This window comes from Streptomyces sp. NBC_01006, from assembly GCF_045162725.1.
Classification (GTDB): Bacteria; Actinomycetota; Actinomycetes; order Streptomycetales; family Streptomycetaceae; genus Streptomyces.
The window spans coordinates 5,946,894-5,972,500 of the sequence record NZ_CP108700.1 but is presented as its reverse complement, the minus strand read 5'-3'; the positions used below and the strand labels follow the sequence as shown (position 1 = coordinate 5,972,500).

At 71.7% G+C, this 25,607-nt stretch carries 21 protein-coding genes (1 of these 21 only partly in view); 8 read left to right on the top strand and 13 right to left on the bottom strand.

What is annotated here, in order from left to right:
• From OG509_RS27475 to thyX, 3 genes are all read right to left on the bottom strand, one after another.
• Positions 1-981: the 5' portion of a ribonuclease J gene (locus OG509_RS27475; RefSeq protein WP_385590220.1), read on the bottom strand. Its footprint begins 705 nt before the window's first position; 981 of the gene's 1,686 nt are visible here — the first part of the coding sequence; the start codon lies at positions 979-981; its stop codon lies beyond the left edge, outside the window.
• A 120-nt stretch (positions 982-1,101) separates the two neighbouring features.
• Positions 1,102-2,001, bottom strand: a complete 900-nt coding sequence (dapA, locus tag OG509_RS27470) for a 4-hydroxy-tetrahydrodipicolinate synthase (protein ID WP_385590222.1) — start codon at positions 1,999-2,001, stop codon at positions 1,102-1,104.
• Between the two features lie 248 nt (positions 2,002-2,249).
• Entirely contained in the window at positions 2,250-2,990 is a 741-nt protein-coding gene (gene thyX, locus OG509_RS27465; protein ID WP_030161420.1) for an FAD-dependent thymidylate synthase, read from the bottom strand.
• Between the two features lie 247 nt (positions 2,991-3,237).
• Between thyX and OG509_RS27460 the strand changes: the two genes are divergently transcribed.
• Together OG509_RS27460 and OG509_RS27455 are read left to right on the top strand one after the other, a co-directional pair.
• Positions 3,238-3,477, top strand: coding sequence for a hypothetical protein (locus OG509_RS27460; RefSeq protein ID WP_030161422.1), 240 nt, complete (start codon positions 3,238-3,240; stop codon positions 3,475-3,477).
• A gap of 47 nt (positions 3,478-3,524) precedes the next feature.
• Entirely contained in the window at positions 3,525-4,091 is a 567-nt protein-coding gene (locus OG509_RS27455) for a PH domain-containing protein (protein ID WP_406185186.1), read from the top strand.
• A 68-nt stretch (positions 4,092-4,159) separates the two neighbouring features.
• On the opposite strand, the gene OG509_RS27450 is transcribed toward OG509_RS27455, so the two are convergent.
• From OG509_RS27450 to eccD, 6 genes are all read right to left on the bottom strand, one after another.
• Complete coding sequence (locus OG509_RS27450; protein ID WP_406185185.1) at positions 4,160-4,654, bottom strand: hypothetical protein; 495 nt, start codon at positions 4,652-4,654, stop codon at positions 4,160-4,162.
• A 19-nt stretch (positions 4,655-4,673) separates the two neighbouring features.
• Positions 4,674-5,429 (bottom strand): 4-hydroxy-tetrahydrodipicolinate reductase, encoded by a 756-nt coding sequence (gene dapB / locus OG509_RS27445; RefSeq protein ID WP_406185183.1) that lies wholly within the window; start codon positions 5,427-5,429, stop codon positions 4,674-4,676.
• A gap of 75 nt (positions 5,430-5,504) precedes the next feature.
• Complete coding sequence (locus tag OG509_RS27440) at positions 5,505-6,884, bottom strand: M16 family metallopeptidase (RefSeq protein ID WP_406185181.1); 1,380 nt, start codon at positions 6,882-6,884, stop codon at positions 5,505-5,507.
• Positions 6,881-9,103: a polyribonucleotide nucleotidyltransferase gene (locus OG509_RS27435; protein WP_406187700.1), complete on the bottom strand. Its 2,223-nt coding sequence runs from the start codon at positions 9,101-9,103 to the stop codon at positions 6,881-6,883. Before OG509_RS27435 ends, OG509_RS27440 begins: the two co-directional genes overlap by 4 nt.
• 313 nt (positions 9,104-9,416) lie before the next feature.
• Positions 9,417-9,704 carry a 30S ribosomal protein S15 gene (gene rpsO / locus OG509_RS27430; RefSeq protein ID WP_048475599.1) on the bottom strand — a complete coding sequence of 96 codons (288 nt, stop codon included), beginning with the start codon at positions 9,702-9,704 and terminating at the stop codon, positions 9,417-9,419.
• A 174-nt stretch (positions 9,705-9,878) separates the two neighbouring features.
• Positions 9,879-11,378, bottom strand: coding sequence for a type VII secretion integral membrane protein EccD (gene eccD / locus OG509_RS27425; RefSeq protein WP_406185179.1), 1,500 nt, complete (start codon positions 11,376-11,378; stop codon positions 9,879-9,881).
• A gap of 218 nt (positions 11,379-11,596) precedes the next feature.
• Between eccD and eccCa the strand changes: the two genes are divergently transcribed.
• The 3 genes from eccCa to OG509_RS27410 all read left to right on the top strand — a co-directional run bounded on the left by eccCa (position 11,597) and on the right by OG509_RS27410 (position 16,711).
• The gene (gene eccCa, locus OG509_RS27420) at positions 11,597-15,562 is read left to right on the top strand and encodes a type VII secretion protein EccCa (RefSeq protein ID WP_406185177.1); all 3,966 of its coding nucleotides are present in this window, start codon (positions 11,597-11,599) and stop codon (positions 15,560-15,562) included.
• Between the two features lie 361 nt (positions 15,563-15,923).
• Positions 15,924-16,373 carry a hypothetical protein gene (locus OG509_RS27415; RefSeq protein ID WP_406185175.1) on the top strand — a complete coding sequence of 150 codons (450 nt, stop codon included), beginning with the start codon at positions 15,924-15,926 and terminating at the stop codon, positions 16,371-16,373.
• Between the two features lie 92 nt (positions 16,374-16,465).
• Entirely contained in the window at positions 16,466-16,711 is a 246-nt protein-coding gene (locus OG509_RS27410) for a DUF397 domain-containing protein (RefSeq protein WP_030161442.1), read from the top strand.
• Between the two features lie 79 nt (positions 16,712-16,790).
• On the opposite strand, the gene OG509_RS27405 is transcribed toward OG509_RS27410, so the two are convergent.
• The 4 genes from OG509_RS27405 to eccB form a co-directional block, all read right to left on the bottom strand.
• Complete coding sequence (locus OG509_RS27405; protein WP_053693195.1) at positions 16,791-17,102, bottom strand: WXG100 family type VII secretion target; 312 nt, start codon at positions 17,100-17,102, stop codon at positions 16,791-16,793.
• A gap of 63 nt (positions 17,103-17,165) precedes the next feature.
• The gene (locus OG509_RS27400; RefSeq protein WP_030859748.1) at positions 17,166-17,501 is read right to left on the bottom strand and encodes a WXG100 family type VII secretion target; all 336 of its coding nucleotides are present in this window, start codon (positions 17,499-17,501) and stop codon (positions 17,166-17,168) included.
• Positions 17,502-17,714: 213 nt separating this feature from the next.
• The gene (mycP, locus tag OG509_RS27395) at positions 17,715-18,986 is read right to left on the bottom strand and encodes a type VII secretion-associated serine protease mycosin (protein WP_406187699.1); all 1,272 of its coding nucleotides are present in this window, start codon (positions 18,984-18,986) and stop codon (positions 17,715-17,717) included.
• 23 nt (positions 18,987-19,009) lie between these two features.
• Positions 19,010-20,611, bottom strand: coding sequence for a type VII secretion protein EccB (eccB, locus tag OG509_RS27390; protein ID WP_406185173.1), 1,602 nt, complete (start codon positions 20,609-20,611; stop codon positions 19,010-19,012).
• 223 nt (positions 20,612-20,834) lie between these two features.
• On the opposite strand from eccB, the gene eccE reads away from it, so the two are divergent.
• From eccE to OG509_RS27375, 3 genes are all read left to right on the top strand, one after another.
• A complete protein-coding gene (eccE, locus tag OG509_RS27385) occupies positions 20,835-22,109 on the top strand; it encodes a type VII secretion protein EccE (RefSeq protein WP_406185172.1) in 1,275 nt (424 codons plus the stop codon).
• Positions 22,106-22,804, top strand: a complete 699-nt coding sequence (locus tag OG509_RS27380; RefSeq protein WP_406185171.1) for a hypothetical protein — start codon at positions 22,106-22,108, stop codon at positions 22,802-22,804. Before eccE ends, OG509_RS27380 begins: the two co-directional genes overlap by 4 nt.
• A 243-nt stretch (positions 22,805-23,047) precedes the next feature.
• Positions 23,048-25,498 (top strand): SCO5717 family growth-regulating ATPase, encoded by a 2,451-nt coding sequence (locus tag OG509_RS27375; RefSeq protein WP_406185170.1) that lies wholly within the window; start codon positions 23,048-23,050, stop codon positions 25,496-25,498.
• Positions 25,499-25,607 lie beyond the last annotated feature (109 nt).

Below are 25,607 nucleotides of genomic sequence, written 5' to 3'. Positions count from 1 at the left end.
CTGGTGGTCGCGGTTGGCCATGCGGGACAGGGCCGCCATCGGCTCGCCCTGGGAGCCCGTGCAGACCAGCACGACCTCGTCGTCCGGCAGGTCGTCGAGGGTCTTGACGTCGACGACGAGGCCGGCCGGGACGCGCAGGTAGCCCAGGTCACGGGCGATGCCCATGTTGCGGACCATGGAGCGGCCGACGAAGGCGACCCGGCGGCCGTACTCGTGGGCGGCGTCCAGGATCTGCTGGATGCGGTGGACGTGGCTCGCGAACGAGGCCACGATGATCCGCTTCTGCGCGCTCGCGAAGACGCCGCGGATGGCGTTCGAGATGTCGCGCTCCGGCGGGACGAAGCCCGGGACCTCGGCGTTCGTCGAGTCGGAGAGGAGGAGGTCGATGCCCTCCTCGCTCAGACGCGCGAAGGCGTGGAGGTCGGTCAGACGGTTGTCCAGCGGGAGCTGGTCCATCTTGAAGTCGCCGGTGCACACGACCATGCCCGCGCCCGTGCGGATCGCGACCGCGAGGGCGTCCGGGATGGAGTGGTTGACCGCGATGAACTCGCAGTCGAACGGGCCCAGGTTCTCGCGCTCGCCTTCCTTCACCTCAAGGGTGTAGGGGCGGATGCGGTGCTCCTGGAGCTTGGCCTCGATGAGGGCCAGCGTCAGCTTCGAGCCGATCAGCGGGATGTCCGGCTTCTCCCGCAGGAGGTACGGGACGGCGCCGATGTGGTCCTCGTGGCCGTGCGTGAGGACGATGCCCTCGACGTCGTCGAGCCGGTCCCGGATGGACGAGAAGTCCGGCAGGATCAGGTCGATGCCCGGCTGCTCCTCTTCGGGGAAGAGAACGCCGCAGTCGACGATCAGCAGGCGGCCGTCGAACTCGAAGACGGTCATGTTGCGGCCGATCTCGCCGAGACCGCCCAGAGGGGTGACCCGGAGGCCGCCCTTGGGGAGCTTCGGCGGCGCGCCGAGTTCAGGGTGCGGATGGCTCAAAAGTATCTCCTCACCACACACGCCACGTACCTCGTCGTAAGGCACGTGGCGCGCATGTCATTCGTGCACTTGCATTCGTCTGGTTTGTTCGTCTTGCTTATTCAGTTGTGAAGTCTGATGTCAGAGCTGTACCCCGCCGGCGGCAAGATCGATCTTGAGCTGGGCCGTCTCTTCGGCCGTCAGGTCGACGAGCGGGAGGCGGAGCGGACCCGCGGGCAGGCCCTGCAGGTTCAGTGCGCCCTTGGTGGTGATCACACCCTGCGTGCGGAACATGCCGGTGAAGACGGGCAGCAGCTTCTGGTGGATCTCGGTGGCCTTCTGGACGTCGCCGCCCAGGTGGGCTTCGAGCATCGCGCGGAGCTCGGGGGTGACCACGTGGCCGACGACGGAGACGAAGCCGACCGCGCCGACGGACAGCAGCGGCAGGTTCAGCATGTCGTCGCCGGAGTACCAGGCGAGTCCGCTCTGGGCGATGGCCCAGCTGGCGCGGCCGAGGTCGCCCTTGGCGTCCTTGTTGGCCACGATCCGGGGGTGCTCGGCGAGCCTCACCAGGGTTTCGGTGTTGATCGGGACACCGCTGCGGCCGGGGATGTCGTAGAGCATCACCGGGAGCTCGGTGGCGTCGGCGATCGCCGTGAAGTGCCGGAAGAGGCCCTCCTGTGGCGGCTTGCTGTAGTACGGGGTCACCGCGAGCAGGCCGTGGGCGCCGGTGCGCTCGGCCTGGCGGGCGAGCTCCAGGGTGTGGCGGGTGTCATTGGTGCCGATGCCGGCGACGACGTGGGCCCGGTCGCCGACCGCTTCGAGGACGGCTCGTACGAGGTCGTTTTTCTCCGCGTCGGTGGTGGTCGGGGACTCGCCGGTGGTCCCGTTGATGATCAGGCCGTCGTTGCCTGCGTCCACCAGGTGGACGGCGAGCCGCTGCGCGCCGTCGAGGTCGAGTGCGCCATCCGCCGTGAACGGCGTGATCATGGCGGTGAGGACCCGCCCGAAGGGGGTCTGCGGAGTCGAGATCGGAGCCATGGGTAACACGCTACTCGCTGCCATGCTCACGTTGTCCCCTCGGGGGACGTCAAGAGGGTGTGGCTCCCGGCACGGGCCGGGAGGGGTGTTGGATCCCGGCACTGCCTGCTCGGGGGTTCAAGCAGTGCCGGGTCCGTTTGATCAGCCTAGATGAACTTTACGAAACGTGGCAATACGGACACTTCGGACTTGACTCCGCACATCTGTACGCCATGGGCTCATCCGTCCTCATCAGGCCGTACCGGTCCTTACGGGGCGACGCGGCCATTGGCGTTGTAGGCGGCGTGCGTGAGCGGCATGAGCGAGGCCCAGTGCCGCTCCATCTTCTCGCCGACCATCTCGATCTCCCGCTGCGGGAAGGACGGGGTGGTCGCCAGCTCGTGCTGCGTGCGCAGGCCGAGGAAGTGCATGAGGGAGCGCGCGTTGCAGGTGGCGTACATCGAGGAGAAAAGTCCGACCGGCAGGACCGAACGGGCAACCTCCCGGGCCACGCCCGCCGCCAGCATCTCCTGGTAGGCCTCGTAGGCCTGACGGTAGGAGTCCTCCATGACCCGGCCCGTCAGTTCCTGCTGGGCGGCGGTGCCCTCGACGAAGACGTACTTGCCCGGGCGGCCCTCCTGGACGAGCTTGCGCTCGGCGTCCGGGACGTAGAAGACCGGCTCCAGCTCCCTGTAGCGGCCCGATTCCTCGTTGTACGACCAGCCGACGCGGTGCCGCATGAACTCGCGGAACACGAAGATCGGGGCGCTGATGAAGAAGGTCATCGAGTTGTGCTCGAACGGGCTGCCGTGCCGGTCGCGCATCAGGTAGTTGATGAGGCCCTTGGAGCGCTCCGGGTCCTTCTGGAGCTCTTCGAGGGACTGCTCGCCGGCCGTGGAGACACGGGCGGCCCACAGCACGTCGGAGTCGGCGGCGGAGTGCTTCACCAGCTCCACCGTCACATCACTGCGGAAGCTGGGTTTCAGGTCTGAAGCGGCGGTCTCGCTCACCGGGGGTCCTTCCGAACGACTCTCTTGGGGCGCGCCCACTCTACGGCGCGGCTCACGGCTCGACGCGCAGCTCTGCCGCCCGCCCGGGAGGCGGTCCGGTCACTCTTTCAGCTGACGCCCAGCCATAAAATTTGGTTAATGTCCCGAATTCCGGCACCTATTGGGCGGTTCGTACGTCTTCTCCAGTAGACGCCGTACGAACCCGCCACCCCCGCCCCCGGGCCCTGACCGTGAGGAGAGTCGCTCTATGTTTCGCCGGAGCGAGCCCGTCCCGTTCGCCTTCGTCGCCGAGGCCGACCGCTTCCGCAGCAATGTCACTCCGCCGCCGCGCGAGCGTCTGGGCACGGCCCAGATAGCCGCCCGTAGTCTGGTCGGGCTGACCGTGGTGGCCGGGCTCGTCGGCTCCCTGCTCTTCGGCATGCCGGCACTGCAGCCCCACCAGGCGCCCGCCAAGTCGCAGCAGTCGGAGGCCTCCGAGGGGCGGTAGCCTCACGGTCAAGCCCAACCGAACGTGCATGTGAGTGAGGTACAGCCGTGCCCCTGCCCTTCTTGACGGCCGACCGCGCGTTCGACGCGCACGAAGACAGTGCCGGCGAGGACGTACCGGCCCACGAGGACCCCGACCGCTGGCGCCGGCCGTACCGGCCCGGGCCCTGGCGCGTGGCGGGCGCCGCACTGCTGCTCCTGCTGGCTGCTTTCATGCTGCTCTCCACGATGATCATCGCGTTCGCGGGCACCTGGGCCGGCGCCCTCGTCTGCCTGGGCGCCGCGCTCTGCGTGATCGGGTCCGCGCTGCGGATTCTCGTGACGGGCGTCTGGGTGAGCCCCGCGGGGCTGCGCCGTGTGTCCTTCTTCCGGACCCGCTCGATCGCCTGGGACGAGATCACCGAGCTCCGTACGGTCCAGCAGCCGGTGCGGTGGCTGGGGCTGCCGCGGACCGTCCAGGGCCAGGCCCTGACGGCGGCCGGGCGCGGCGGCGCGGAGCTGCCGGTGCTGCTGACCGACCACAATGCCGATTTCCTGTCGCGGACCGAGGCGTTCGACCGGGCCGCCGACACGGTCGAGGCCTGGGCCGACGAGTACCGGGCCGTGCCCGCCTGACACCGGCGTCCAATGCCCTGGAAGCCCGTACGGGATCCGCTCAGGCGGCCTGTACGGGCTTCCGGGGTTTACGGGGCCTTCGGGGCTGTCGGGCTACCAGGCGGCCCGGACACGCCCTGGCGGCGCGGTCCGCCGTGCAGGGCGATGGCCCGCTGCATGGCCTTGCGGGCCCGCGGGGTGTCGCGGGCGTCGTGGTAGGCGACGGCGAGGCGGAACCAGCTGCGCCAGTCCCCCGGCGCGTCCTGCGTCTCGGCCTTGCGGCGCGCGAAGACCTCGTCGGCGGAGTCGCGCAGGATCCGGCCGTACTGGTCCCGCTCCAGCTCGTCGACGGGCAGTCCGCCCTCGGCCTCCAGCTCGGTCGCGAGCTGGTTCGCCCTGGTCACGAACTGCGTGTTCTTCCAGAGGAACCAGACGCCGATGACCGGCAGGATCAGCACCGCGGCACCGAAGGTGACGGTCAGCGCGGTGCCCTGCTGGATCAGCATCACCCCCCGGCTGCCGACCAGGACGAAGTAGACGACCAGGACGGCGGCCGTGAGGAAGTAAGTGATCTTCGCGCGCATGGGGACTACTGCCTGCTCATCAGCCGAGGTCGAGGAAGTTTTCCAGGCCGAACGTGAGGCCCGGGTGCTGCACCACGCGGCGCGCGCCGAGCAGGATGCCCGGCATGAAGCTGCTGTGGTGCAGGGAGTCGTGACGGATGGTCAGGGTCTCGCCCTCACCGCCGAGGAGCACCTCCTGGTGGGCCAGCAGGCCGCGCAGGCGGATCGCGTGCACCGGGACGCCGTCGACGTTCGCACCGCGCGCGCCGTCGAGGGCGGTGGCGGTGGCGTCGGGCTGCGGGGCACAGCCGGCCTCGGCGCGGGCGGCCGCGATGAGCTGCGCCGTACGGGTGGCGGTGCCGGAGGGGGCGTCGACCTTGTTCGGGTGGTGGAGCTCGACGACCTCGACGGACTCGAAGTAGCGGGCGGCCTGGGCGGCGAACTTCATGGTGAGGACGGCGCCGATGGAGAAGTTCGGGGCGATGAGCACACCGGTCTGCGGGGAGCCGGCCAGCCAGGTGTCCAGCTGGGTGAGGCGCTCCTCGTTCCAGCCGGTGGTGCCGACCACCGCGTGGATGCCGTGGCCGATGAGGAAGTCGAGGTTCCCCATGACCGACGCGGGGGTGGTCAGCTCGACCGCGACCTGTGCGCCGGCCTCGACCACCGTCTCCAGTTTGTCGCCGCGGCCGAGCGCGGCCACCAGCTCCATGTCTTCGGCGGCCTCGACGGCCTTGACCGCTTCGGAGCCGATGCGGCCCTGGGCACCGAGAACCGCTACCCGCAGCTTGCTGCTCATGCTTCTTCGCTTCCTGTCGTACGGGCCGGGCACCGGCCGGCGGTGGCCGGTGCCCGGCCTCGGGGTGTCAGGGTCTCAGGCCACCGCTTCGTCGAGGCGGGCGGCCTGCTTCTCCTTCAGCGGGCCGACCACCGCGAGCGACGGCCGCTGGGCCAGTACGTCGGCGGCGACCGAGCGGACGTCGTCCGGGGTGACGGACGCGATGCGGGCCAGCATGTCGTCGACGGACATCTGGTCGCCCCAGCAGAGCTCGCTCTTGCCGATCCGGTTCATGATCGCGCCGGTGTCCTCCAGGCCGAGGACGGTGGAGCCGGACAGCTGGCCGATGGCCCGCTTGATCTCCTCGTCGGTGAGCCCCTCGGAGACGACCTTGTCGAGCTCGCCGCGGCAGATCCGCAGCACGTCGTGGACCTGGTTCGGGCGGCAGCCCGCGTACACGCCGAAGAGGCCGGTGTCGGCGAAGCCCGAGGTGTACGAGTACACGCTGTAGGCAAGGCCGCGCTTCTCCCGGACCTCCTGGAAGAGGCGGGAGGACATGCCTCCGCCGAGGGCGGTGTTCAGCACGCCGAGCGCCCAGCGGCGCTCGTCGGTACGGGCGAGGCCGGGCATGCCGAGGACCACGTGGGCCTGCTCGGTCTTGCGGTTGACCAGGTCGACGCGGCCGGAGGTCCGGATGCGTTTGGCCCCGGTACGCGGTCCGATCGGCTCGGCGTCGGTGTGCCCGAGGGCGCCGGCCTTCTCGAAGGCCGCGCGGACCTGACGTACGACCTTGTTGTGGTCGACGTTGCCGGCCGCGGCCACCACCAGGTGGCGGGGGTCGTAGTGCTTCTTGTAGAAGCGGCGGATCCGGTCGGCGCCGAGCGCGTTGATCGTGTCGACGGTGCCGAGGACGGGACGGCCCAGCGGGGTGTCCCCGTACATGGTGTGCGCGAACAGGTCGTGGACCATGTCGCCCGGGTCGTCCTCGGTCATCGCGATCTCTTCGAGGATGACGCCGCGCTCGGCGTCGACGTCCTCCTCGCGGATCAGCGAGCCGGTGAGCATGTCGCAGACGACGTCGATCGCCAGCGGCAGGTCGGTGTCGAGCACCCGCGCGTAGTAGCAGGTGTACTCCTTCGCCGTGAAGGCGTTCATCTCGCCGCCGACCGCGTCGATCGCGGAGGAGATGTCGAGGGCGCTGCGCTTGCCGGTGCCCTTGAAGAGGAGGTGCTCCAGGTAGTGCGTGGCACCGTTGAGCGTGGGCGTCTCGTCACGGGAGCCCACGTGCGCCCAGATGCCGAAGGTGGCGGAGCGGACCGAGGGCAGCGTCTCGGTGACGATGCGCAGTCCGCCGGGGAGGACCGTGCGCCGGACGGTGCCGATGCCGTTCGCGCCCTTGAGCAGTGTTTGGGTACGGGCGACGGCCCGCCCCTCCGAAGAGGGGCGGGCCGTCACACGGGAACTACGCGACGTCACTTGTCGGAGTCGTCCTTGTCAGCGTCGTCGCCGGCGGTCTCGCCGTCGATCACGGGGACCAGCGAGAGCTTGCCGCGCTGGTCGATCTCGGCGATCTCGACCTGGACCTTGGTGCCGACCGCGAGCACGTCCTCGACGTTCTCCACGCGCTTGCCACCGGCGAGCTTGCGGATCTGCGAGATGTGCAGCAGGCCGTCCTTGCCCGGCATGAGGGAGACGAAGGCACCGAAGGTGGTGGTCTTGACGACCGTACCCAGGTAGCGCTCGCCGACCTCCGGCATGGTCGGGTTGGCGATCGCGTTGATCGTGGCGCGGGCGGCCTCGGCGGCCGGGCCGTCGGAGGCACCGATGTAGATGGTGCCGTCGTCCTCGATCGTGATCTCGGCGCCGGTGTCCTCCTGGATCTGGTTGATCATCTTGCCCTTGGGGCCGATGACCTCACCGATCTTGTCCACCGGGATCTTGACGGTGATGATCCGCGGGGCGAACGGGGACATCGCGTCCGGCGTGTCGATCGCTTCCATCATCACGTCGAGGATGTGGAGGCGGGCGTCGCGGGCCTGCTTGAGGGCCGCGGCCAGGACGGAGGCCGGGATGCCGTCCAGCTTGGTGTCCAGCTGGAGCGCGGTGACGAACTCCTTGGTGCCGGCGACCTTGAAGTCCATGTCGCCGAAGGCGTCCTCCGCACCGAGGATGTCGGTGAGGGCGACGTAGTGGGTCTTGCCGTCGATCTCCTGGGAGATCAGGCCCATGGCGATACCGGCGACGGGGGCCTTGAGGGGCACACCGGCGTTCAGCAGCGACATGGTGGAGGCGCAGACCGAGCCCATGGACGTCGAACCGTTGGAGCCGAGGGCCTCGGACACCTGGCGGATCGCGTAGGGGAACTCCTCGCGGGTCGGCAGGACCGGCACGATCGCGCGCTCGGCGAGCGCGCCGTGGCCGATCTCGCGGCGCTTGGGCGAGCCCACGCGGCCGGTCTCACCGACGGAGTACGGCGGGAAGTTGTAGTTGTGCATGTAGCGCTTGCGGGTCACCGGGGAGAGGGTGTCCAGCTGCTGCTCCATGCGGAGCATGTTGAGGGTGGTGACGCCCAGGATCTGGGTCTCGCCACGCTCGAACAGCGCCGAGCCGTGCACGCGCGGGATGGCCTCGACCTCGGCGGCGAGGGTACGGATGTCCGTGATCCCGCGGCCGTCGATGCGGACCTTGTCCTTGATGACGCGCTCGCGCACCAGGGCCTTGGTCAGGCTGCGGTAGGCGGCGGAGATCTCCTTCTCGCGGCCCTCGAAGGCCGGGAGGAGCTTCTCGGCGGCGATGTCCTTGACGCGGTCGAGCTCGGCCTCGCGGTCCTGCTTGCCCGCGATGGTCAGCGCCTGGGCGAGGTCGCCCTTGACGGCGGCCGCGAGGGCCTCGTACACGTCGTCCTGGTAGTCCAGGAAGACCGGGAACTCGCCCTCGGGCTTGGCGGCCTTGGCCGCCAGGTCCGCCTGGGCCTTGCAGAGGGCCTTGATGAAGGGCTTCGAGGCGTCGAGGCCGGCGGCCACGATCTCCTCGGTCGGCGCCTCGGCGCCGCCCTTGACCAGGGCGATGGTCTTCTCGGTGGCCTCGGCCTCGACCATCATGATCGCGACGTCGCCGTCCTCCAGGACGCGGCCCGCGACAACCATGTCGAAGACGGCGTCCTCGAGCTCGGTGTGCGTCGGGAAGGCCACCCACTGGCCGCGGATCAGCGCGACGCGGACGCCGCCGATCGGGCCGGAGAAGGGCAGGCCGGCCAGCTGCGTGGACGCGGACGCGGCGTTGATCGCGATGACGTCGTACAGGTGGTCCGGGTTGAGCGCCATGATGGTGGCGACGACCTGGATCTCGTTGCGCAGGCCCTTCTTGAAGGACGGGCGCAGCGGGCGGTCGATCAGGCGGCAGGTGAGGATCGCGTCCTCGGAGGGGCGGCCCTCACGGCGGAAGAAGGAGCCGGGGATCTTGCCGGCCGCGTACTGCCGCTCCTCGACGTCCACCGTCAGGGGGAAGAAGTCGAGCTGGTCCTTGGGCTTCTTCGACGCGGTGGTGGCGGAAAGCACCATCGTGTCGTCGTCCAGGTAGGCAACGGCGGAGCCGGCGGCCTGGCGGGCCAGACGGCCCGTCTCGAAGCGGATGGTGCGGGTGCCGAAGGAACCGTTGTCAATAACGGCCTCGGCGTAGTGGGTCTCGTTCTCCACTAGCGTTTTCTCCATTTTCGTCGTCTCCGTCCGCTGCCCGTGTGGCTGCGGACGGTGGCGGAGAAGCGCTCCTTGCGTGCGGGCCGGTCTTCGATCGAAGTACCCGGTTCGGTGCCCGTGGGGCTTTCCGGGTACCACTACCGAGGACCGGCGGCCTGGGAGGGCGCTCCTCCTCTTCAGTTGTGCACGTGGTTCGCCGTGCACGTTGCGTCCAGACTACAAAGCGTCCGGTACGTCCCGCACGTAGAGCGTCAGCACGTACAGCAAAGGGAGCGGCCCCCTCAGCGTGGGAACCGCTCCCTTCACAGCGTCTTTACTTGACGCCGGCCGCACCGCGGCGGATGCCGAGGCGCTCGACCAGCGCGCGGAAGCGCTGGATGTCCTTCTTGGCCAGGTACTGCAGCAGGCGGCGACGCTGGCCGACCAGGATCAGCAGACCACGACGGGAGTGGTGGTCGTGCTTGTGGGTCTTGAGGTGCTCGGTCAGGTCCGTGATGCGCTTGGAGAGCATGGCGACCTGGACCTCGGGGGAGCCGGTGTCGCCCTCCTTGGCACCAAACTCGGCGATGATCTGCTTCTTCGTAGCGGCGTCGAGCGACACGCGTACTCCTCGTATAGGTCTTCGTGGCCACCGAGTGCCCCAGGTCGAATTCTCTGGGGATCTTCCGTAACTCGGGAGGCGGGGTCCGCTGAGCGCAGCCTCCAGAAGGATTTCCGGGGGCGCGTACACAAACGGCCGTCACACAGCGTACCAGGCTGCCGCGCGGCCCCTGTCTCAGCTGGTGAGAGCGCGGGCCCGGGCGTACACGTCCAGCACGGCGAGGGCCAGCGGGACAAGACTGAGCAGTACTGCCGCCTCGGCGAGGTCGAGCAGCCGTCCCCAGAAGGGTGACAGGCCCTTGCGCGGGATGACAAGCGCAATTCCCGCGAGGAGGGCCGCACCGGCGGCGACGGCGGCGGAGAGCCAGATCGTACGGAGGTCCAGGCCGCCTCGGTCGTGGTACTGGACGAGCTCGCGGACCAGGTCGGCCGGCGGGTGCAGGGCCAGGCCCAGGATCAGCAGGGCGATGGCGGCCAGACCGGCGACCAGGGTGCACACGACCTGGGAGGTGTAGCGGAAGAGCCGGGCGCGCAGCAGCATGGCCAGCCCGGTGGTCAGGGCCAGGAGGCGGCCCCAGGTGTTGTCGGAGAAGCCGAGGACGGCGGCGGAGCCGACGGCGACCGCGGCGCAGCCGCCGACCAGTCCGAGCAGCATCTCGTGGCCGCGGCGCGCCTGGGCGGCGATGGCCTCGGCGTCGAGCGGGGTGCCCGGCTCGTGCTGCTCGGGGCCGGAGGGGTCTCCGTACGGCTCGGTCTCGTAGCGGTCCGGGGTCTCGTAATCCTCGGCGGCGCTCTGCGGGGCGGCGTAGCCGATGGGCAGCCGGGCGAAGCGGGCGGAGAGACCGGGCAGGAAGGCGACGAGGCCGATGGCCACGGGGGCGCAGACGGCGGCGGCCGCGGTGGCGGAGGCCTCGGTGACGATGCCGACGAAGGTGGCCAGGGTGCCGGTGGCGGCGAGGAAGGTGGCCGCGACGAAGGGGGCGTCCCCGTTCGGGGTGAGGGCGACCAGGGCGACGGAGGCGACCAGGACGCAGACGCAGCCGAGCAGGAACTGGAGCCGGCCGGGTCCCTCGCCGGCGGCGATGATCCCGGATCCGGCGATCAGCAGGAGCGGGAGGGCGCCGAGGCCGAGGGCGACGGCGGAGCCGCGGTCGCGGTAGACCCGGGCGCGCACCCCGGCGGCGGCGGTCAGGAGCACGCCCGCGGCGCCGGCGATGATGCCGGGCAGGCCGTGCATGTCGTGGCGGACCGGGTCGGCGTACCAGAGGACGAAGCCGAGCAGGACGAGCAGCAGGGCGGCGCCGATCAGGCCCGCGCCGCGCAGCATGTCGTCGCTCCAGCGGTGCCGGTCGCGGACGACGGCGGAGGCGACGGCGTCGGAGACGTCGTCGAAGACGGCGGGCGGCAGCGAGTCGGCGAACGGGCGCAGGCTCAGCACCTCGCCGTCGAGTACCTGCTGGGCTGCGAGCGTGCGGGCGCCGTCGAGGACGGTGCCGTCGCGGCGCACCAGGTGGAAGCCGGTGGGGGCGCCGACGGGCTGGGTCTGGCCGGTGAGGCGCAGCAGTTCGGGGTAGACGTCGGCGACGGCGATGTCCTCGGGGAGGGCGACGTCGATGCGGCTGTCGGGAGCCACGACGGTGACCCTGCAGAAGCCCGTCGTTGCGGCCGTACTCACCTGTGTGACCCCCCTGGTTGGCGAAGCGGGTGCAAGCACCGCTGCCTTGGATTCGCCGTGGATTCGCGGATGCGCATACTGCGCGGGCCACCCTACCGGGCGTATGAGTGACTGTCGGCAAGTAGGATCACCGTCGCGCAGGGGAGACCCCCTTCGCGCCCGGGACTTGGGGGCGCCGGTTGCGACGTCCCGTCCGTTTTCGAGGGATTGATGCTCCGGTGAGTCAGATCGTCGTCAAACGCCCGCCGCGGTCCTTGCCGCCCGAAGTTCCTTCGGACGAGCTGCGGCTGGAGGCTCCGCCGGAGCTTCCCCGCGGGCAGCAGGAGGGCATGCTGATGCAGCTCCTGCCGATGCTCGGCATGGGCTCGTCGGTCGTCTTCTTCTTCATGCCGGGTGCGGCGCCCTTCATGCGCATCATGGGTGTGCTGATGCTGGTGTCCACGGTGGGCATGGTTCTGGCCCAGCTGGTGCGCCACCGGCGCGGTACGCAGGGGCAAATGGCCGATGTGCGCCGGGACTACCTCAAATACCTCGCGCAGACCCGCCGTCAGGTCCGCAGGACCGCGCGGGCGCAGCGCGACGCCCAGCTGTATCTGCACCCGGCGCCCGAGCAGTTGTGGTCGGTGGTGGCCGAGGGTTCGCGGCTGTGGGAGCGGCGCGTCGGCGACGAGGACTTCGGGCAGGCCCGGCTCGGGCTGGGCGCGCAGCGTCTCGCGACTCCGCTGGTGGCGCCGGACACGGCGCCGGTGGACGAGCTGGAGCCGCTGACGGCGGGCGCGATGCAGCGCTTCCTGAAGGTGCACTCCTCGCTGGACGGGCTGCCGGTGGCGGTGTCGCTGCGGGCGTTCTACCACGTGACGGTGTCCGGGGAGCCGGAGTCGGCGCGCGGGGCGGCGCGGGCGCTGGTGGCGCAGCTGGCGACGCTGCACTCCCCCGAGGACCTGGTGGTGGCCGTGGTGGCGGCGCCCGGGGCGGTGCCGTCCTGGGACTGGACGAAGTGGCTGCCGCACACGCAGGTGCCGGGGCAGGTCGACGGGGCCGGTACGAAGCGGCTGTTCAGCGATGACCTGACCGAGCTGGAGGGGCTGCTGGCTCCCCGGTTGGAAGGGCGGCCGCGGTTCAGCCGGGACGTGTCCCCGGTGCTGGACCAGCCGCACCTGGTCGTCGTACTGGACGCCAACTCCCGCGGCGGCCTGGTGCCGCCGGACTCGGCGTTCGCGGCGGCCGAGGGGCTGCAGGGCGTGACCATCGTCGAGGTGGTCGCGGGCGAGCTGGACGAGCCGCGCGGCGGGCTGTCGGTCGTGGTGCGGCCGGGCCGGCTGCGGCTGGAGTCGGGCGCGGGGATCGCGTACGAGGGCGTACCGGACACGCTGTCGCTGCCCGCGGCGGAGGCGCTCGCGCGGCAGCTGGCGCCGCTGCGCACGGGAGGCGGGGACGACGACGAACCCCTGCTGGCCAACCTGGACTTCACGGACCTGCTGAACCTGGGCGACGCCGCCTCGATCGACGTGGCCCGGACCTGGCGGCCGCGCTCGGCCGGTGAGCGGCTGCGCGTGCCGATCGGTGTCGGCGAGGACGGCGCGCCGGTCATGCTGGACCTGAAGGAGGCGGCGCAGGAGGGCATGGGCCCGCACGGCCTGTGCGTGGGCGCGACCGGTTCCGGCAAGTCGGAGCTGCTGCGCACGCTGGTGCTGGGCCTGGCGGTCACGCACACCTCGGAGACGCTGAACTTCGTACTCGCCGACTTCAAGGGCGGTGCGACCTTCACGGGCATGGGGCAGATGCCGCACGTGGCCGCGGTCATCACCAACCTGGCGGACGACCTCACGCTCGTGGACCGCATGGGCGACTCGATCCGCGGCGAGCTGCAGCGCCGGCAGGAGCTGCTGCGCTCGGCGGGCAACTACGCGAACATCCACGACTACGAGAAGGCGCGCGCGGCGGGTGCCCCGCTGGAGCCGCTGGCCTCGCTGGTGCTGGTCATCGACGAGTTCAGCGAGCTGCTGACCGCGAAGCCCGACTTCATCGACATGTTCATCCAGATCGGCCGCATCGGCCGTTCGCTGGGCGTGCACCTGCTGCTGGCCTCGCAGCGCCTGGAGGAGGGCAAGCTGCGCGGGCTGGACACGTACCTGTCGTACCGGATCGGTCTGCGGACCTTCTCGGCGGCGGAGTCGCGGACCGCGATCGGCGTGCCGGACGCGTACCACCTGCCCTCGGTGCCGGGTTCGGGCTACCTGAAGTTCGGTACGGACGAGATGACGCGCTTCAAGGCGGCGTACGTCTCGGGCACCTACCGCTCGGGCGGCCCGGACCTGTCGGTCGGGCTGTTCCCGGTGGAGCGGCGGCCCGCGCTGTTCACGGCGACCCCGGTGCCGGTGGTGTACGCGGCGCCGGACCCGGCGTACCTGGCGGCGCAGTCGCAGCGTGAGGACGACGCGCTCGCGGACACGGTGCTGGACGTGATCGTGGGCCGGCTGGAGGGGCAGGGGGTGCCGGCGCACCAGGTGTGGCTGCCGCCGCTCGACCAGGCCCCGTCGCTGGACCAGCTGCTGCCGGCGCTGGCGCCTTCGGCGGAGCGGGGGCTGCACGCGGACGGGTACACGCGGCCCGGCGGGCTCGTCGTACCGCTCGGCCTCATCGACAAGCCGTTCGAGCAGCGCCGCGAGGTGCTGTACCGGGACTTCTCGGGTGCGGCGGGCCACATGATGGTGGTCGGCGGCCCGCAGTCGGGCAAGTCGACGCTGATGCGGACGCTGATCTCCTCGTTCGCGCTGACGCACACGCCGCGCGAGGTGCAGTTCTACGGGCTGGACTTCGGTGGCGGCAGCATGTCGTCGATCTCCGAGCTGCCGCACGTGGGCGGGATCGCCTCGCGCCTGGACCCGGAGCGGGTGCGGCGCACGGTCGCGGAGGTGGGGGGCATCCTCAACCGCCGCGAGGAGTTCTTCCGCGCGAACAACGTCGACTCGATCGGCACGTACCGGCGCCGGCGGGCGGCGGGCGAGCTGCCCGGCGAGCCCTGGGGCGACGTGTTCCTCGTCATCGACGGCTGGGGCGGCTTCCGGACCGAGTACGAGGGCCTGGAGTCGGTGGTCACGGACATCGCCTCGCGCGGTCTGGGCTACGGCATCCACGTGGTGATCACGGCGGCGCGGTACATGGAGGTGCGGGCCGCGCTCAAGGACCAGATGCTGAACCGGCTGGAGCTGCGGCTCGGCGACGTCATGGACTCCGAGTTCGACCGCAAGGTCGCGGCGAACGTACCGACCGGGATGCCGGGTCGCGGCCAGGTCGCGGAGAAGCTGCACTTCCTGGGCGCGCTGCCGCGGATCGACGGCGCGCACGACCCGGAGGAGCTGTCGGAGGCGACGGGCGCCTTCGTGTCGGCGGTGAAGCAGAACTGGGCGGGGGCCGCGGCTCCCGGCGTACGGCTGCTGCCGCGGCTGCTCCACGCCGACCAGCTGCCCCGGGGCGGGGACCAGCCGGGCCGCGGGCTGGCCATCGGCATCGACGAGACGGACCTGGAGCCGGTGTTCGTCGACTTCGAGAGCGACCCGTTCTTCCTGGTGTTCGGCGAGAGCGAGTCCGGCAAGACGAACCTGCTGCGGCTGATCTGCCAGCAGATCGCGGAGCGGTACACCCCGGATCAGGCCCGCCTCGTCGTCGGCGACTACCGGCGCAGCCTGCTCGGGGCGCTGCCGGAGGAGCACCTGCTGGAGTACGCGCCGATGGCGAGCTCGCTGCAGACGCACATGGAGGCGCTGGGCGGGGTGTTCTCCCGGCGCCAGCCGCCGACCGACGTCACTCCGCAGCAGCTGCGCGACCGCAGCTGGTGGACGGGCCCGGACGTGTTCATCGTCATCGACGACTACGACCTGGTGGCCACGAGCCAGGGCAATCCGCTGGCCCCGCTGGTGGAGTACCTGCCGTTCGCCCGTGACACGGGTGTCCGCTTCATCATCGCGCGCAACTCGGCGGGCGCGTCGCGTTCGCTGTACGAGCCGTTCATGCAGCGCTTCAAGGAGCTCGGCGCGCAGGGCGTGGTCCTGTCGGGCGACCCGTCCGAGGGCGACCTGATCGGCAACGTCCGCCCCCGCCCGATGCCCCCGGGCCGCGCGTACTTCTCCTCCCGCAAGCGGGGCACGTCGCTGGTCCAGCTGGGCCGCCTGCCGGAGATGTGAGGTCTCGGGGCCCGGGCGACCCGTCGCCCGGGCCCCGAGGATCTTGACGGCTTCTTTCCGCCTGCTTTCTGGATCGTGCGCAAACAGCCTGCTTACGATCAAGTTCCACCGAACGGGGGAGGCGGATCATGCCGAGGGAATGGGATCCCGTGGCCCGGGCCATCGTCCTGGCGGGGGTGCTCGTCATCGGGGCGGCCGGGTGCGGGAGCGATGCCGGGCAGAAGCCCGATGCCGAGGCGGTGGCGCTCGTCAAGGCCGCGAACGCGCAAATGGAGCGGGAGCGTTCCGCTCGACCGGATCCACCACCGCTTTCGCCGGCGCGAAACAGGAGACGTGGTCCGATCCGGCGCAGGGTCTTCAGATGGAAGTCACGGGCGGTGCGCTGGGTACGGTCTACTGCAAGGACGGGACCAGCTACACGAGCGCCGGCCTCTTCGCCGAGGCGCTGCGCCGGCACGGCAAGGAGATCACCGTCCCGCCCCGCCTCCAGGGGATGTACGTGACGACGAAGGCCGACGGCGGCTGCGCCATGTACTACCGGATCGCGGAGACGGCCCACCGGGCACCGGGCCGGGACGGGTCGGTCGACGGCAAGCACGTCTCGGCGGTCGAGGTCGCCGAGGGAGGCTCCAAGGACGTCTATTTCATCGAGGACGCGACGAAGCGCCTGCTGAAGCTGGAGTCACGGCGCGACGGCGGCAAGGTCAGCACCACCGCGTACGACTCCTTCGGCCAGAGCGTCACGATCACCCTGCCGGTCCCGCAGAAGGTCATGCCGCTGGACGCCTTCCGGTACCAGGTCACCGGGTGAGTCGGGGAAACGCTCCCCCGCCCCCGCGCGCAGCACCGATAATCGGGAGGGAAGACCGCGGGAGCACCGCACCGCCGAGGGAAAGGCCGCACATGGGCACTCAGCAGGAGAAGGACGAGCTGTACGCGCTCGACATCAGCGGCGTGGAGTGGGAGGGGCCTCCGGGGTCCAGCCCCGACGAGGAGCGGGTCGAGATCGCGCGGCTGCCCGAGGGCGCGGTGGCCATGCGGTCCTCGCTCGACCGGGACACCGTCCTGCGCTACACGGCGGCCGAGTGGGAGGCCTTCGTACTCGGGGCCAGGGACGGGGAGTTCGACCTCGACCGCGGCCCGCGCTGAGCTCCGTACGGCGCAACGGCACGAAGGGGCGCGCCCGGTCGGGCGCGCCCCTTCGTCATGCGGCTGTGGCCGGCCGGGCTCAGTAGGCCTCGGTGAACAGGCGCGAGGCCTTCACGTCGGTGGCGCGGTAGTCGCCCTTGCCGCGCTCGATCAGCGTGGCGACCTGCTCCAGCTGCTTGTGCATGTGGTCGGCCTTGCCCTTGTACTTCCCCTGGAGGGTGACGTACGCCTGGTGCGCCTCACCGTCCCAGGTGTCCGTGACGACCTTCAGGGCCTGGTCCATCTCCTCCAGGTCCGTCATGATCTTCTTCGAGACGACGCGGATGCGGTTCGCCATCTCCTGGACGCTCTCATACCGGACCTTGGTGTGCCCGCCGTCGGGACCGGACATGTTGTACTCCTTCACGCTGAGTTGAGTGGGAACGACGTGACGTCGTAAGACCTGCGCGGCAGGTCAGATGCCGTTGAGGCCCGAGCCGCCCTGGCCGGCGCCGGCCTGCACCGTCTTGAACGCCGCGCGCACGTCGTCGTCCTGCGCGTTGCTGAGGTTCTTGGTCTGCGCGACCGCGTTGTGCAGCACCCCGAGCAGACGACGGATCTCGTCGTGGTCCTCGTTGACGACCGTCTGGGCGGAAACGAAGCCCGAGGCACCCACACCGGTCCAGCCGGCGCTCACGGTGGCCAGGATGTCGGCCAGCTCGCGGGACTGGGTGGTGACGGCACGGGCCGTCGTCTCGATCTTGTTCTTCGCCTGGACGATCGGATCGTCTGCGAGTCCGAAATTGCTCATCCGAAGCTCCTCACTTCTCAATTCGCCGGCAGAACCGGCGGATTGCGCAGCGGAAGGGAGGTCCCGGGCGCGGATCTGAGCCACGCGCCACCGGAAATCCCCTCCGCCTCACGCGATCCCCCGATCACAGTCGTGAAGCCTGGTGTCACTCTAGCCAGTTCATCTGACAGGCCCAACACCGGTGGGCCGCTACCGTTGATGAACTGTGACGGTTCACTGCAAACGGCCCCGGCGCCTGCGGGCGTCGCGCACCACCGTCGCCGTGCCCGCGATGACCGCGATCAGCACGCCCGCGACGCCGAGAGCGTACGTACCGAACCGCTCCTCGCGCTCCTGCGCCGTCTCGGTCATCCGCAGGGCTGCCGCCTCGGGCGCGGCCGCCGGGGGCGGGCCCGGGTCCGGGACCGGGGCCTTGGGCGCCTCGTGGTCCTGCGTGACCGCGCGCACCGGGTCGACGACTCCCCATCCGACGTAGTCGTCACGGCCGTTGACCGATCGCTCGGCGGTCCCCTGGATCTGCCAGATGATCTGCTGCGGGGTCCAGTCCTCGTGCTTGGCGCGCAGCAGGGCGGCGAGCCCGGCCACGTACGGCGCCGAGAAGCTGGTGCCGTTGTCGATGCACTGCCCGAAGCCGGGGACGGTGGAGACCATGTCCACGCCGGGCGCGGCGACCCCGATGAAGTCACCGGGCTGGGAGAACGCCGCCCGCTCGTTGTTGCGGTCCGAGGCGGCCACGGCGAGGACACCGGGGAAGGCCGCCGGGTAGGTCTTGCGCTTCTCCCCGGTCATGCCGTCGTTGCCCGCCGAGGCCACGACCACGACCTTGGCGTCGACGGCCCGCTGGACGGCCTTGCCGAGCTCGGAGTCGGCGCTCAGCGGGACGTCGGTGTCCTGGGAGATGTTGATGACCTGGGCGCCCTTGGACACCGCGTGGTCGATCGCCTGGCCGAGCGAGAGGGCGTTGCCCTTGCCCTGCCCGTCGTTCTGCCGGATCGGGATGATCGTGGCGTCGGGGGCCAGGCCGACGAAGCCGGTGCCCTCCTGCGGGCGGGCCGCGATCAGCCCGGCGACCTTGGTGCCGTGGCCGACCGTGTCGGTGGTGCCGTCGCCGCCTTTGGGATCGACGAGGTCCTTGCCCGCGCCCACGTCTATGGCCCCGCTGAGCTGCGGGTTCGCCCGGTCCACACCGGTGTCGATGACCGCGACGCGGACGGGCTTGCCGTTCTTGTCCTTGCCCTTGGTCTGCGCCCAGAGGGCGTCGAGCAGCAGCCGCTGCAGGGCCCAGGGGCGGTCGGCGATCTGCTTCTTCATGGGGAAGGTGCACTCGCCCGCGCCCGCGAGCGCCAGGGACGCGGCGGCCGGGACGCTGACGGGCTGCGGGTACGGAGCCGCTGCCGCGGCGGTGGCGGCCGTGGCGGTCGTACCGGACAGAGCAGCGGCGGCGAGCGCGGCGCAGACGAGCGCACCGCGTGCGTACGGGGACATCGGCATCGGCATCGGCGGCGTCCTCACGAACCCTGGGGCTGGCGGGCGGAGTTGGTGTCCAGGCGTGGCCCCTTCGAGAGGAACTCCGACCACGCGATGGGCACCAGGGCCGGTGTGACGGTCCCGTAGCCGAGCCGGATCTGCGCCTGGCTGGCCTCGGGCCGGCCGTCGGCGGTGGCCTGGCCGTTCTGCTGGTCGGGGGCGCCGATCTTCGACTTCTCGGCGTCGCTGTCCCCGTTGGCCTGCACCGCGTACCGCAGGCCGGTGTCGGTGACCAGGAAGAGGGCGCCGCCCGCCGTGGTCTGCCGCCCCTGGACCTGCGTGAAGAGCAGTCCCGAGCCCGGGGTGACGTACGCGCTGGTGCCGCTGGCGGTGATGTCGATGGGGAATCCGGTGCCGGCCCAGGTGCTCAGCGTCTGGTTGCCCTGGCCGTCGACCGAGCGCAGCACGTTGCAGACGGTGTCGCGGGCGCCGGCGCCCTGGGCGGGCGCGCCCTGGGCAGGTGCGGCGTCGGCGGCGGCCGTCATGTTGATGCGGTCGGATTTCTTCTGCGGCCACTTGGCCTCGCCCTTGAAGGGCGTGGTGTCCGGGTTGAGGGACTGGAGGTCGACCTCGTGGGGCTTGCCGTGCATGTTGAGGCCGTCGGTCGCGGGCGCCGAAATCAGCAGCCACGCCATGAAGTCGGAGACCGGGGCGACCTTTCCGGGCAGGACGACGTAGTGCTGCGCGCCGGAGCCGGTCTGCGCCATCAGCACCATGCCGACCTTGTTGTCGGCGGTGGTCAGGCCCTGGACGTCCGCCTTCGTGCCGGCCGGGACCGGCAACTGCGGGAAGGCCAGGTCGTCCCCGGAGTTGAGGGTGGCCAGCCACGACTCGGTGACCTGCTGCGGGGTGGCGCCGGTACTGCCGACCAGCGCGTTGGTCATCTTCCCCGCGTCCGCGCCGCCTTCGGGGAACTTGTACTTCGTCCCCGAGGCGTCGACCAGGTAGCGCTCCTTGGCCCCGCCCGTGCTCTGCACGTACAGCATCTGCGTGTCGGAGAGCTTGCGGGCGTCGTCCATCAGCCCCGCCTCGCGGTCGGCGAGGACGAACGTCGCGGTCTGCACGGTCTTGCCGTTGCCGCCCGGCGCCTGGCAGACGGCCCACCGCTTGGCCTTGCCCGCGTCCTGCGGGGCGGGCAGCCGGTCGGGCGCGTACGGGATGCCGATGATGGGCCCGCGCGGCGGCTTGCCCGCGTCCAGGACCTTGTCGTCGATCTGGATCACCTTGAACTTCTGTGGATCCAGCAGGAGTCGGGCGGAGGCGAGGTTGAGCACCGGGTGCAGCCGGGTCTGGTCCTTGCCGTTCACCTTCGTCGTCAGCACCACGTACCGGGTCGTCGACTGCTTGCCGACGATGACCTTCGTACCGGCCTCGTCCCAGCCCTTGGGGGCCTGCGGCTTGAACATCCCCCACGCACCGAAAGCGGCGAGTACGAGCGCCCCCGCGACCAGCCCGGGCAGCACCGCGCGCAGCGGGCGCGGTGCGCCTTCCTCGGAGCCGGTGGCGGAAGGCTGGAGGAACGCGGCCACCGTGCGCCGCTTCGCAAAGGTGTACGCGTTGAGTTCATCACGTCGTGATGCCATGACCGCCTGCTTCTCCCCGCATCGGCCCGGTCGGTGAGTACGGTCCCCGGGCCTCGGTTGTCGGACCGGGCACCTACTATGCCTCTTGACGGAGGGTGGGTACGGGCCGGGTAGGGTGAGGCCGCCGCTCACTGCCTTCCGGACCGCACGAATCAGCACGGGGATACGGCCCTGGGGGCACCTCCCAGCGGTATCCGGGGCAGAAAGGGGAGGTGGGCGCGTGATGGCCACCGCGACGCAGCCGCAGACGGGTGCGCCCGCACCCGCGCGCGGCGGGGTGACGCCTAATCCGAAGTCGAGCCCGGGCCGTTTCGGCCCGTTCCGACTGCAACAACTCGTGCTGCTCCAGATCGCCGTGGCCGCCCTGCTGGTGGCCTGGGTCGTGGAGCCGATGCTGCTGGTGCCCGCCGCTGTCCTGGCGCTCGCCCTGGTGGTGCTCGCCGTCGTACGCCGCCACCAGCGCTCCCTGCCCGAGTGGCTCGGCAGCGCCCTCGAACTGCGCTCGCGCCGCCGCCGGGCCGCGTCGTTCGCGGTGCCCGCGGGCACCGAGCCGGGGCTGGCCCCGCTCGTCGAGGCCGATCCGGCGCTGCGGACCCTCACGTTCAGCGACCGCGACCGGCGGCCCGTCGGGATGGTCGGTGACGGGACGTTCCTGACCGCCGTCGTCCAGGTGGACATGGACGCCACCGCGCTGCGGCCCGACCGCGGTGCGCGGCCGCTTCCGCTGGGGCTCGTACGGGACATCCTCGAAGTCGACGGCATCCGGCTGGAGTCGGCCCAGCTGGTGCAGCACACGCAGCCCGCGCCGGCCCCGCACCTGCCGGCCCAGTCGATGGCCACCCGTAACTACGCGCCGCTGCAGGCCGCCACGGGCACCCCGGCGGTACGGCTGACCTGGATCGCGCTCAAGCTCGACCCGGAGCTGTGCCCCGAGGCGGTCACCGCGCGCGGCGGCGGGCTCGCGGGCGCGCAGCGGTGTGTGGTGCGGGCGGCCGACCAGCTGGCGAGCCGGATGACCGGGGCCGGGTTCCGGGCCACCGTGCTCACCGAACAGGAGCTGACGGGCGCCCTGGCCACGTCCTCGTGCGCGAACCCGATGGCGATCACGCAGGCGGGGCGCTCGGCGAGCACCGGCCGGCGGACGGAGGAGACTGCGCGGATCTGGCGCTGCGACGACCGGCGGCACACCACGTACTGGATAGCCCGCTGGCCGCAGCTCGGCGGCGGCGGGGCGGCGTCCCTGCCGCAGTTCGTGGCGCTGCTGACCTCGCTCCCGGCGCTGGCGACCAACTTCAGCCTGACGATGGCTCCGGCGGAGCGCCAGGGCGTGACGCTGACCGGCCACGTACGGGTCACGGGGCGCAGTGACGAGGAACTCGTGGCGGCCCGCCGCGAACTGGAACGGACGGCCCGCGGTGTGCGCACCGGGCTGGTCCGGCTCGACCGTGAACAGGTACCGGGGCTGCTGGCTTCGCTGCCGCTGGGAGGGGCACGATGAGGGGCGGCTTCGGGCTGATCGGCCCGCGCCGGGAACGGCACGTGGTCCCGGCGGTGGACCTGGACGCGTTGGCCCTGCCCGTCGGGGACGACGGGGTCGTCATCGGCGTGGACGCCGAGGGGCGTCCGGCGGTGCTCGGCATCAACCGGCCGACGCCGTACGAGATGACGCTGATCGGCGGCCTGTGGACGGCTCAGGTGCTCGCGCTGCGGGCGGCGGCCACGGGGGCGCGGGTGGCGGTGGAGACCGGGCGCGGGCAGGTGTGGTCCGGGCTGGCCCAGGCGGCGGGCGGCGGGCAGCAGTGCGTGACGCTGCACGAGGTCGGCCGGGTGCCGCCGCAGGGCGCGTCGGCGGGCAGCCCGGTGCTGGTGGTCCGGGACTGCGGGATGCGGCCGCCGCGCGGGCGCGTGGTGGCGGGGCCCTGGCAGTCGGTGCTGACCCTGCTGCCGTACCTGAGCCCGACGGCGCCGCGGCTGCTGCAGAACTCCTCGCTGGTGGGCGTCCAGCGGGTGTCCCCGGACGAGGCGGAGCAGCTCGGCCGCCTGATGAACCTGCCGCGGGCGGCCGTGGATTCGCTGCCGACGCTGGGCGACGGGGTCACCCTGTGGTGCACTCCGCGGGACCGCCAGTTCGTGATGACCCAGGGCACGGAGGCCGAAACCGGCCTCCTGGGCCCGTCCCGCCGCATCGACTGAGCCCCGTCCGGCCCGTCGGCCCCGCCTGCACGAGCCGCCCCGGACCCGGTGACGGTTGCTCAGGAGGCGGCGCACCCTGTAGGCAGGACGGGAAGGACGACGCCACCGGGGCGGCCCGCAGGGCCCGGCCCCGCGGCCCGTCCGACGGGGGCGGACACCGGTGTCGGCGCGCACGATTAGGCTGAGCGTGGGCGCGGCGTCGAGGTGGGCGCCGGACCAGTGTTCGACAGACCAGGAGGACCAGTGAGCGGCGATCGGAACGAGAGGCGCGGCGGGACTTGGGACGTCCCGACGGACGATCAGTCCGACGCGGAGCCCGAGGTGACGGGCGAGTTCACCATCGACTACACCCCGCCGGCCTGGTACACGCAGGGCGCGGCTCCGGCCACCCCCGTACCGGGCCTGCCCGAGGGCAGCGGATTCGAGCCCCACCGCCCGTCGGACGTGGCCTCTCCCCCGACGATGCGGATCGCCCCGCCGGTCCCGCGCACGCCGTCGGACGGCGCGGGCGTACCGTCCCCCTTCCCGGCCCCGGCACCGCAGCCCGCCGACAACGCCGCCCCGGCCGACGCGCCCGCGCCGTTCCCGGCCCCGGCCCCGGCCCCTGCCGACGCGCCCCCGGTGTTCCCGGCCCCGCTGGCACCGGCCGACGGCGCCGGCGCTGCCGCGGCCGAGGCACCCGTTCCGCCGGCCCCGGCCCCCTTCGCTCCCCCGGCGCTCCCGGCGCCGATCGACGCGCCCGCGCTGCCGGCTCCGGTCCAGGTCCCGGCGCCGTTCGCCGCCGAGCCCTCGGACACGCCCGGACCGCTCGTGAAGGCCTCCTTCGAGGCGCCCGTCCCCGTCCAGCGGCAGGACACCCCGCCCGACGGGACGCCCGTCCCGTTCGTGGGCACCGAGCCCGCCGCTCCGCAGGACGAGCCCCGGGACGCCGTCCCGACGCCGGAAGCCCCAGAGCCCGTCAGCCCCGCGGACACGGTTCACCCGCCCGTGGGAGCCCCCTTCGGGGGACCCGGGGGCGAACTCCCGGCGCCGCCGCCCGCGTTCCCCGCCACCCCGGCACCGCAGGACGGGTACGGCTTCCCGCCCGCCCCCGGCCCGGCCGCGACCGCACCCCAGGACGGGTACGGATTCCCCCCGAACCCCGGCCCCTCCGCACCCGTACCCGCACCGCAGGACGGCTACGGGTTCCCTCCGAACGCCGGCCCGGCCGCGACCGCACCCCAGGACGGATACGGGTTCCCTCCGAACCCCGGTCCCTCCGCACCCATGCCCGCACCGCAGGACGGGTACGGGTTCCCCCCGGCTCCCGCACCGGCGCAGCCGATGCCGCAGCCCCAGCCGCCCGTCGAGGCGAGCGACTACGCGTTCCCGCCCGCGCAGACCGCGCCCGTACCGCCGCAGCACCAGCAGCCCCAGCCACACCAGCAGCCTCAGCCGCAGTACGACCCCCGGACCAGCGCCCAGTGGCCCGCCGGGCCCCAGCCCGGCCCGCAGCCGCACGACCCGCGCTACCAGCCCGGCCCGGGCACCGGCGGCGGCGCGCCCCTCGGCTACACCGCCGCCGTCGAGCTGTCCTCGGACCGCCTGCTGCGCGGAAAGCAGAAGCCCCGGCCCCAGCGCTCCGGGTTCCGGTTCGGCGGCAAGGCCGCCGAGGCCGAGCGCCTGCGCAAGCTGGAGCTGATCCGCACCCCGGTCATGTCCTGCTATCGCATCGCCGTCATCAGCCTCAAGGGCGGCGTCGGCAAGACCACGACCACGACCGCCCTCGGCGCCACCCTCGCCACCGAGCGCCAGGACAAGATCCTGGCCATCGACGCGAACCCCGACGCCGGCACCCTCGGCCGCCGGGTCCGCCGCGAGACCGGGGCCACGATCCGGGACCTGGTCCAGGCGATCCCGTACCTGAACTCGTACATGGACATCAGGCGGTTCACCTCGCAGGCCCCCTCCGGCCTGGAGATCATCGCCAACGACGTCGACCCGGCCGTCTCCACGACGTTCAACGACGAGGACTACCGCCGCGTCATCGACACGCTCGGCCGCCAGTACCCGATCATCCTCACCGACTCGGGCACCGGGCTCCTCTACTCCGCCATGCGCGGCGTCCTGGACCTGGCCGATCAGCTGATCATCATCTCGACCCCGTCGGTGGACGGCGCCAGCAGCGCGAGCACCACGCTCGACTGGCTCTCCGCGCACGGGTACGCCGATCTCGTCTCCCGCTCGATCACCGTCATCTCGGGGGTCCGCGAGACCGCCAAGATGATCAAGGTCGAGGACATCGTGCAGCACTTCGAGACCCGCTGCCGGGGCGTCGTCGTGGTGCCGTTCGACGAGCACCTCGCGGCCGGCGCCGAGGTCGACCTCGACATGCTGCGGCCGAAGACCCGGGAGGCGTACTTCAACCTCTCCGCGCTCGTCGCCGAGGACTTCCTCCGCGCGGCCCAGCAGGCCCCCCAGGGCCACTGGGGAGCGCCCCAGCAGCCGCAGCCCCAGCACCCCCAGCCACACCAGCAGGCTCCGCAGCAGCAGCCGCAGGGCCAGTCGTACGGCCAGCCCCAGGGCCCGTCCCCGTACCAGCAGCCCCCGCAGCCGTACGGCCAGCCCTATCCGCAGCCCGGCCAGCCCTGGCAGCCCCAGCAGCAGCCGCCCCAGCACCCGCAGCAGCCCCCGCGCGACCCGCGCCTCGGCTGACGACGGCGGCAGGGAACGAGAAGGGCCCGTACCTCCCCCGGGGGAGGTACGGGCCCTTGCGTGTTCGGGGCGGGGCGGGGCGGGGCGGCGGGCGCAGCCAGCCCGCCTG

Bases quoted from the DNA above. Each gene is read 5' to 3' on its own strand.
- dapA (WP_385590222.1), bottom strand. From the start codon at position 2,001: ATGGCTCCGATCTCGACTCCGCAGACCCCCTTCGGGCGGGTCCTCACC.
- OG509_RS27460 (WP_030161422.1), top strand. From the start codon at position 3,238: ATGTTTCGCCGGAGCGAGCCCGTCCCGTTCGCCTTCGTCGCCGAGGCC.
- OG509_RS27450 (WP_406185185.1), bottom strand. From the start codon at position 4,654: ATGCGCGCGAAGATCACTTACTTCCTCACGGCCGCCGTCCTGGTCGTC.
- dapB (WP_406185183.1), bottom strand. From the start codon at position 5,429: ATGAGCAGCAAGCTGCGGGTAGCGGTTCTCGGTGCCCAGGGCCGCATC.
- OG509_RS27415 (WP_406185175.1), top strand. From the start codon at position 15,924: ATGGAAGTCACGGGCGGTGCGCTGGGTACGGTCTACTGCAAGGACGGG.
- OG509_RS27410 (WP_030161442.1), top strand. From the start codon at position 16,466: ATGGGCACTCAGCAGGAGAAGGACGAGCTGTACGCGCTCGACATCAGC.
- OG509_RS27405 (WP_053693195.1), bottom strand. From the start codon at position 17,102: ATGTCCGGTCCCGACGGCGGGCACACCAAGGTCCGGTATGAGAGCGTC.
- OG509_RS27400 (WP_030859748.1), bottom strand. From the start codon at position 17,501: ATGAGCAATTTCGGACTCGCAGACGATCCGATCGTCCAGGCGAAGAAC.
- mycP (WP_406187699.1), bottom strand. From the start codon at position 18,986: ATGTCCCCGTACGCACGCGGTGCGCTCGTCTGCGCCGCGCTCGCCGCC.
- eccB (WP_406185173.1), bottom strand. From the start codon at position 20,611: ATGGCATCACGACGTGATGAACTCAACGCGTACACCTTTGCGAAGCGG.
- eccE (WP_406185172.1), top strand. From the start codon at position 20,835: ATGGCCACCGCGACGCAGCCGCAGACGGGTGCGCCCGCACCCGCGCGC.
- OG509_RS27380 (WP_406185171.1), top strand. From the start codon at position 22,106: ATGAGGGGCGGCTTCGGGCTGATCGGCCCGCGCCGGGAACGGCACGTG.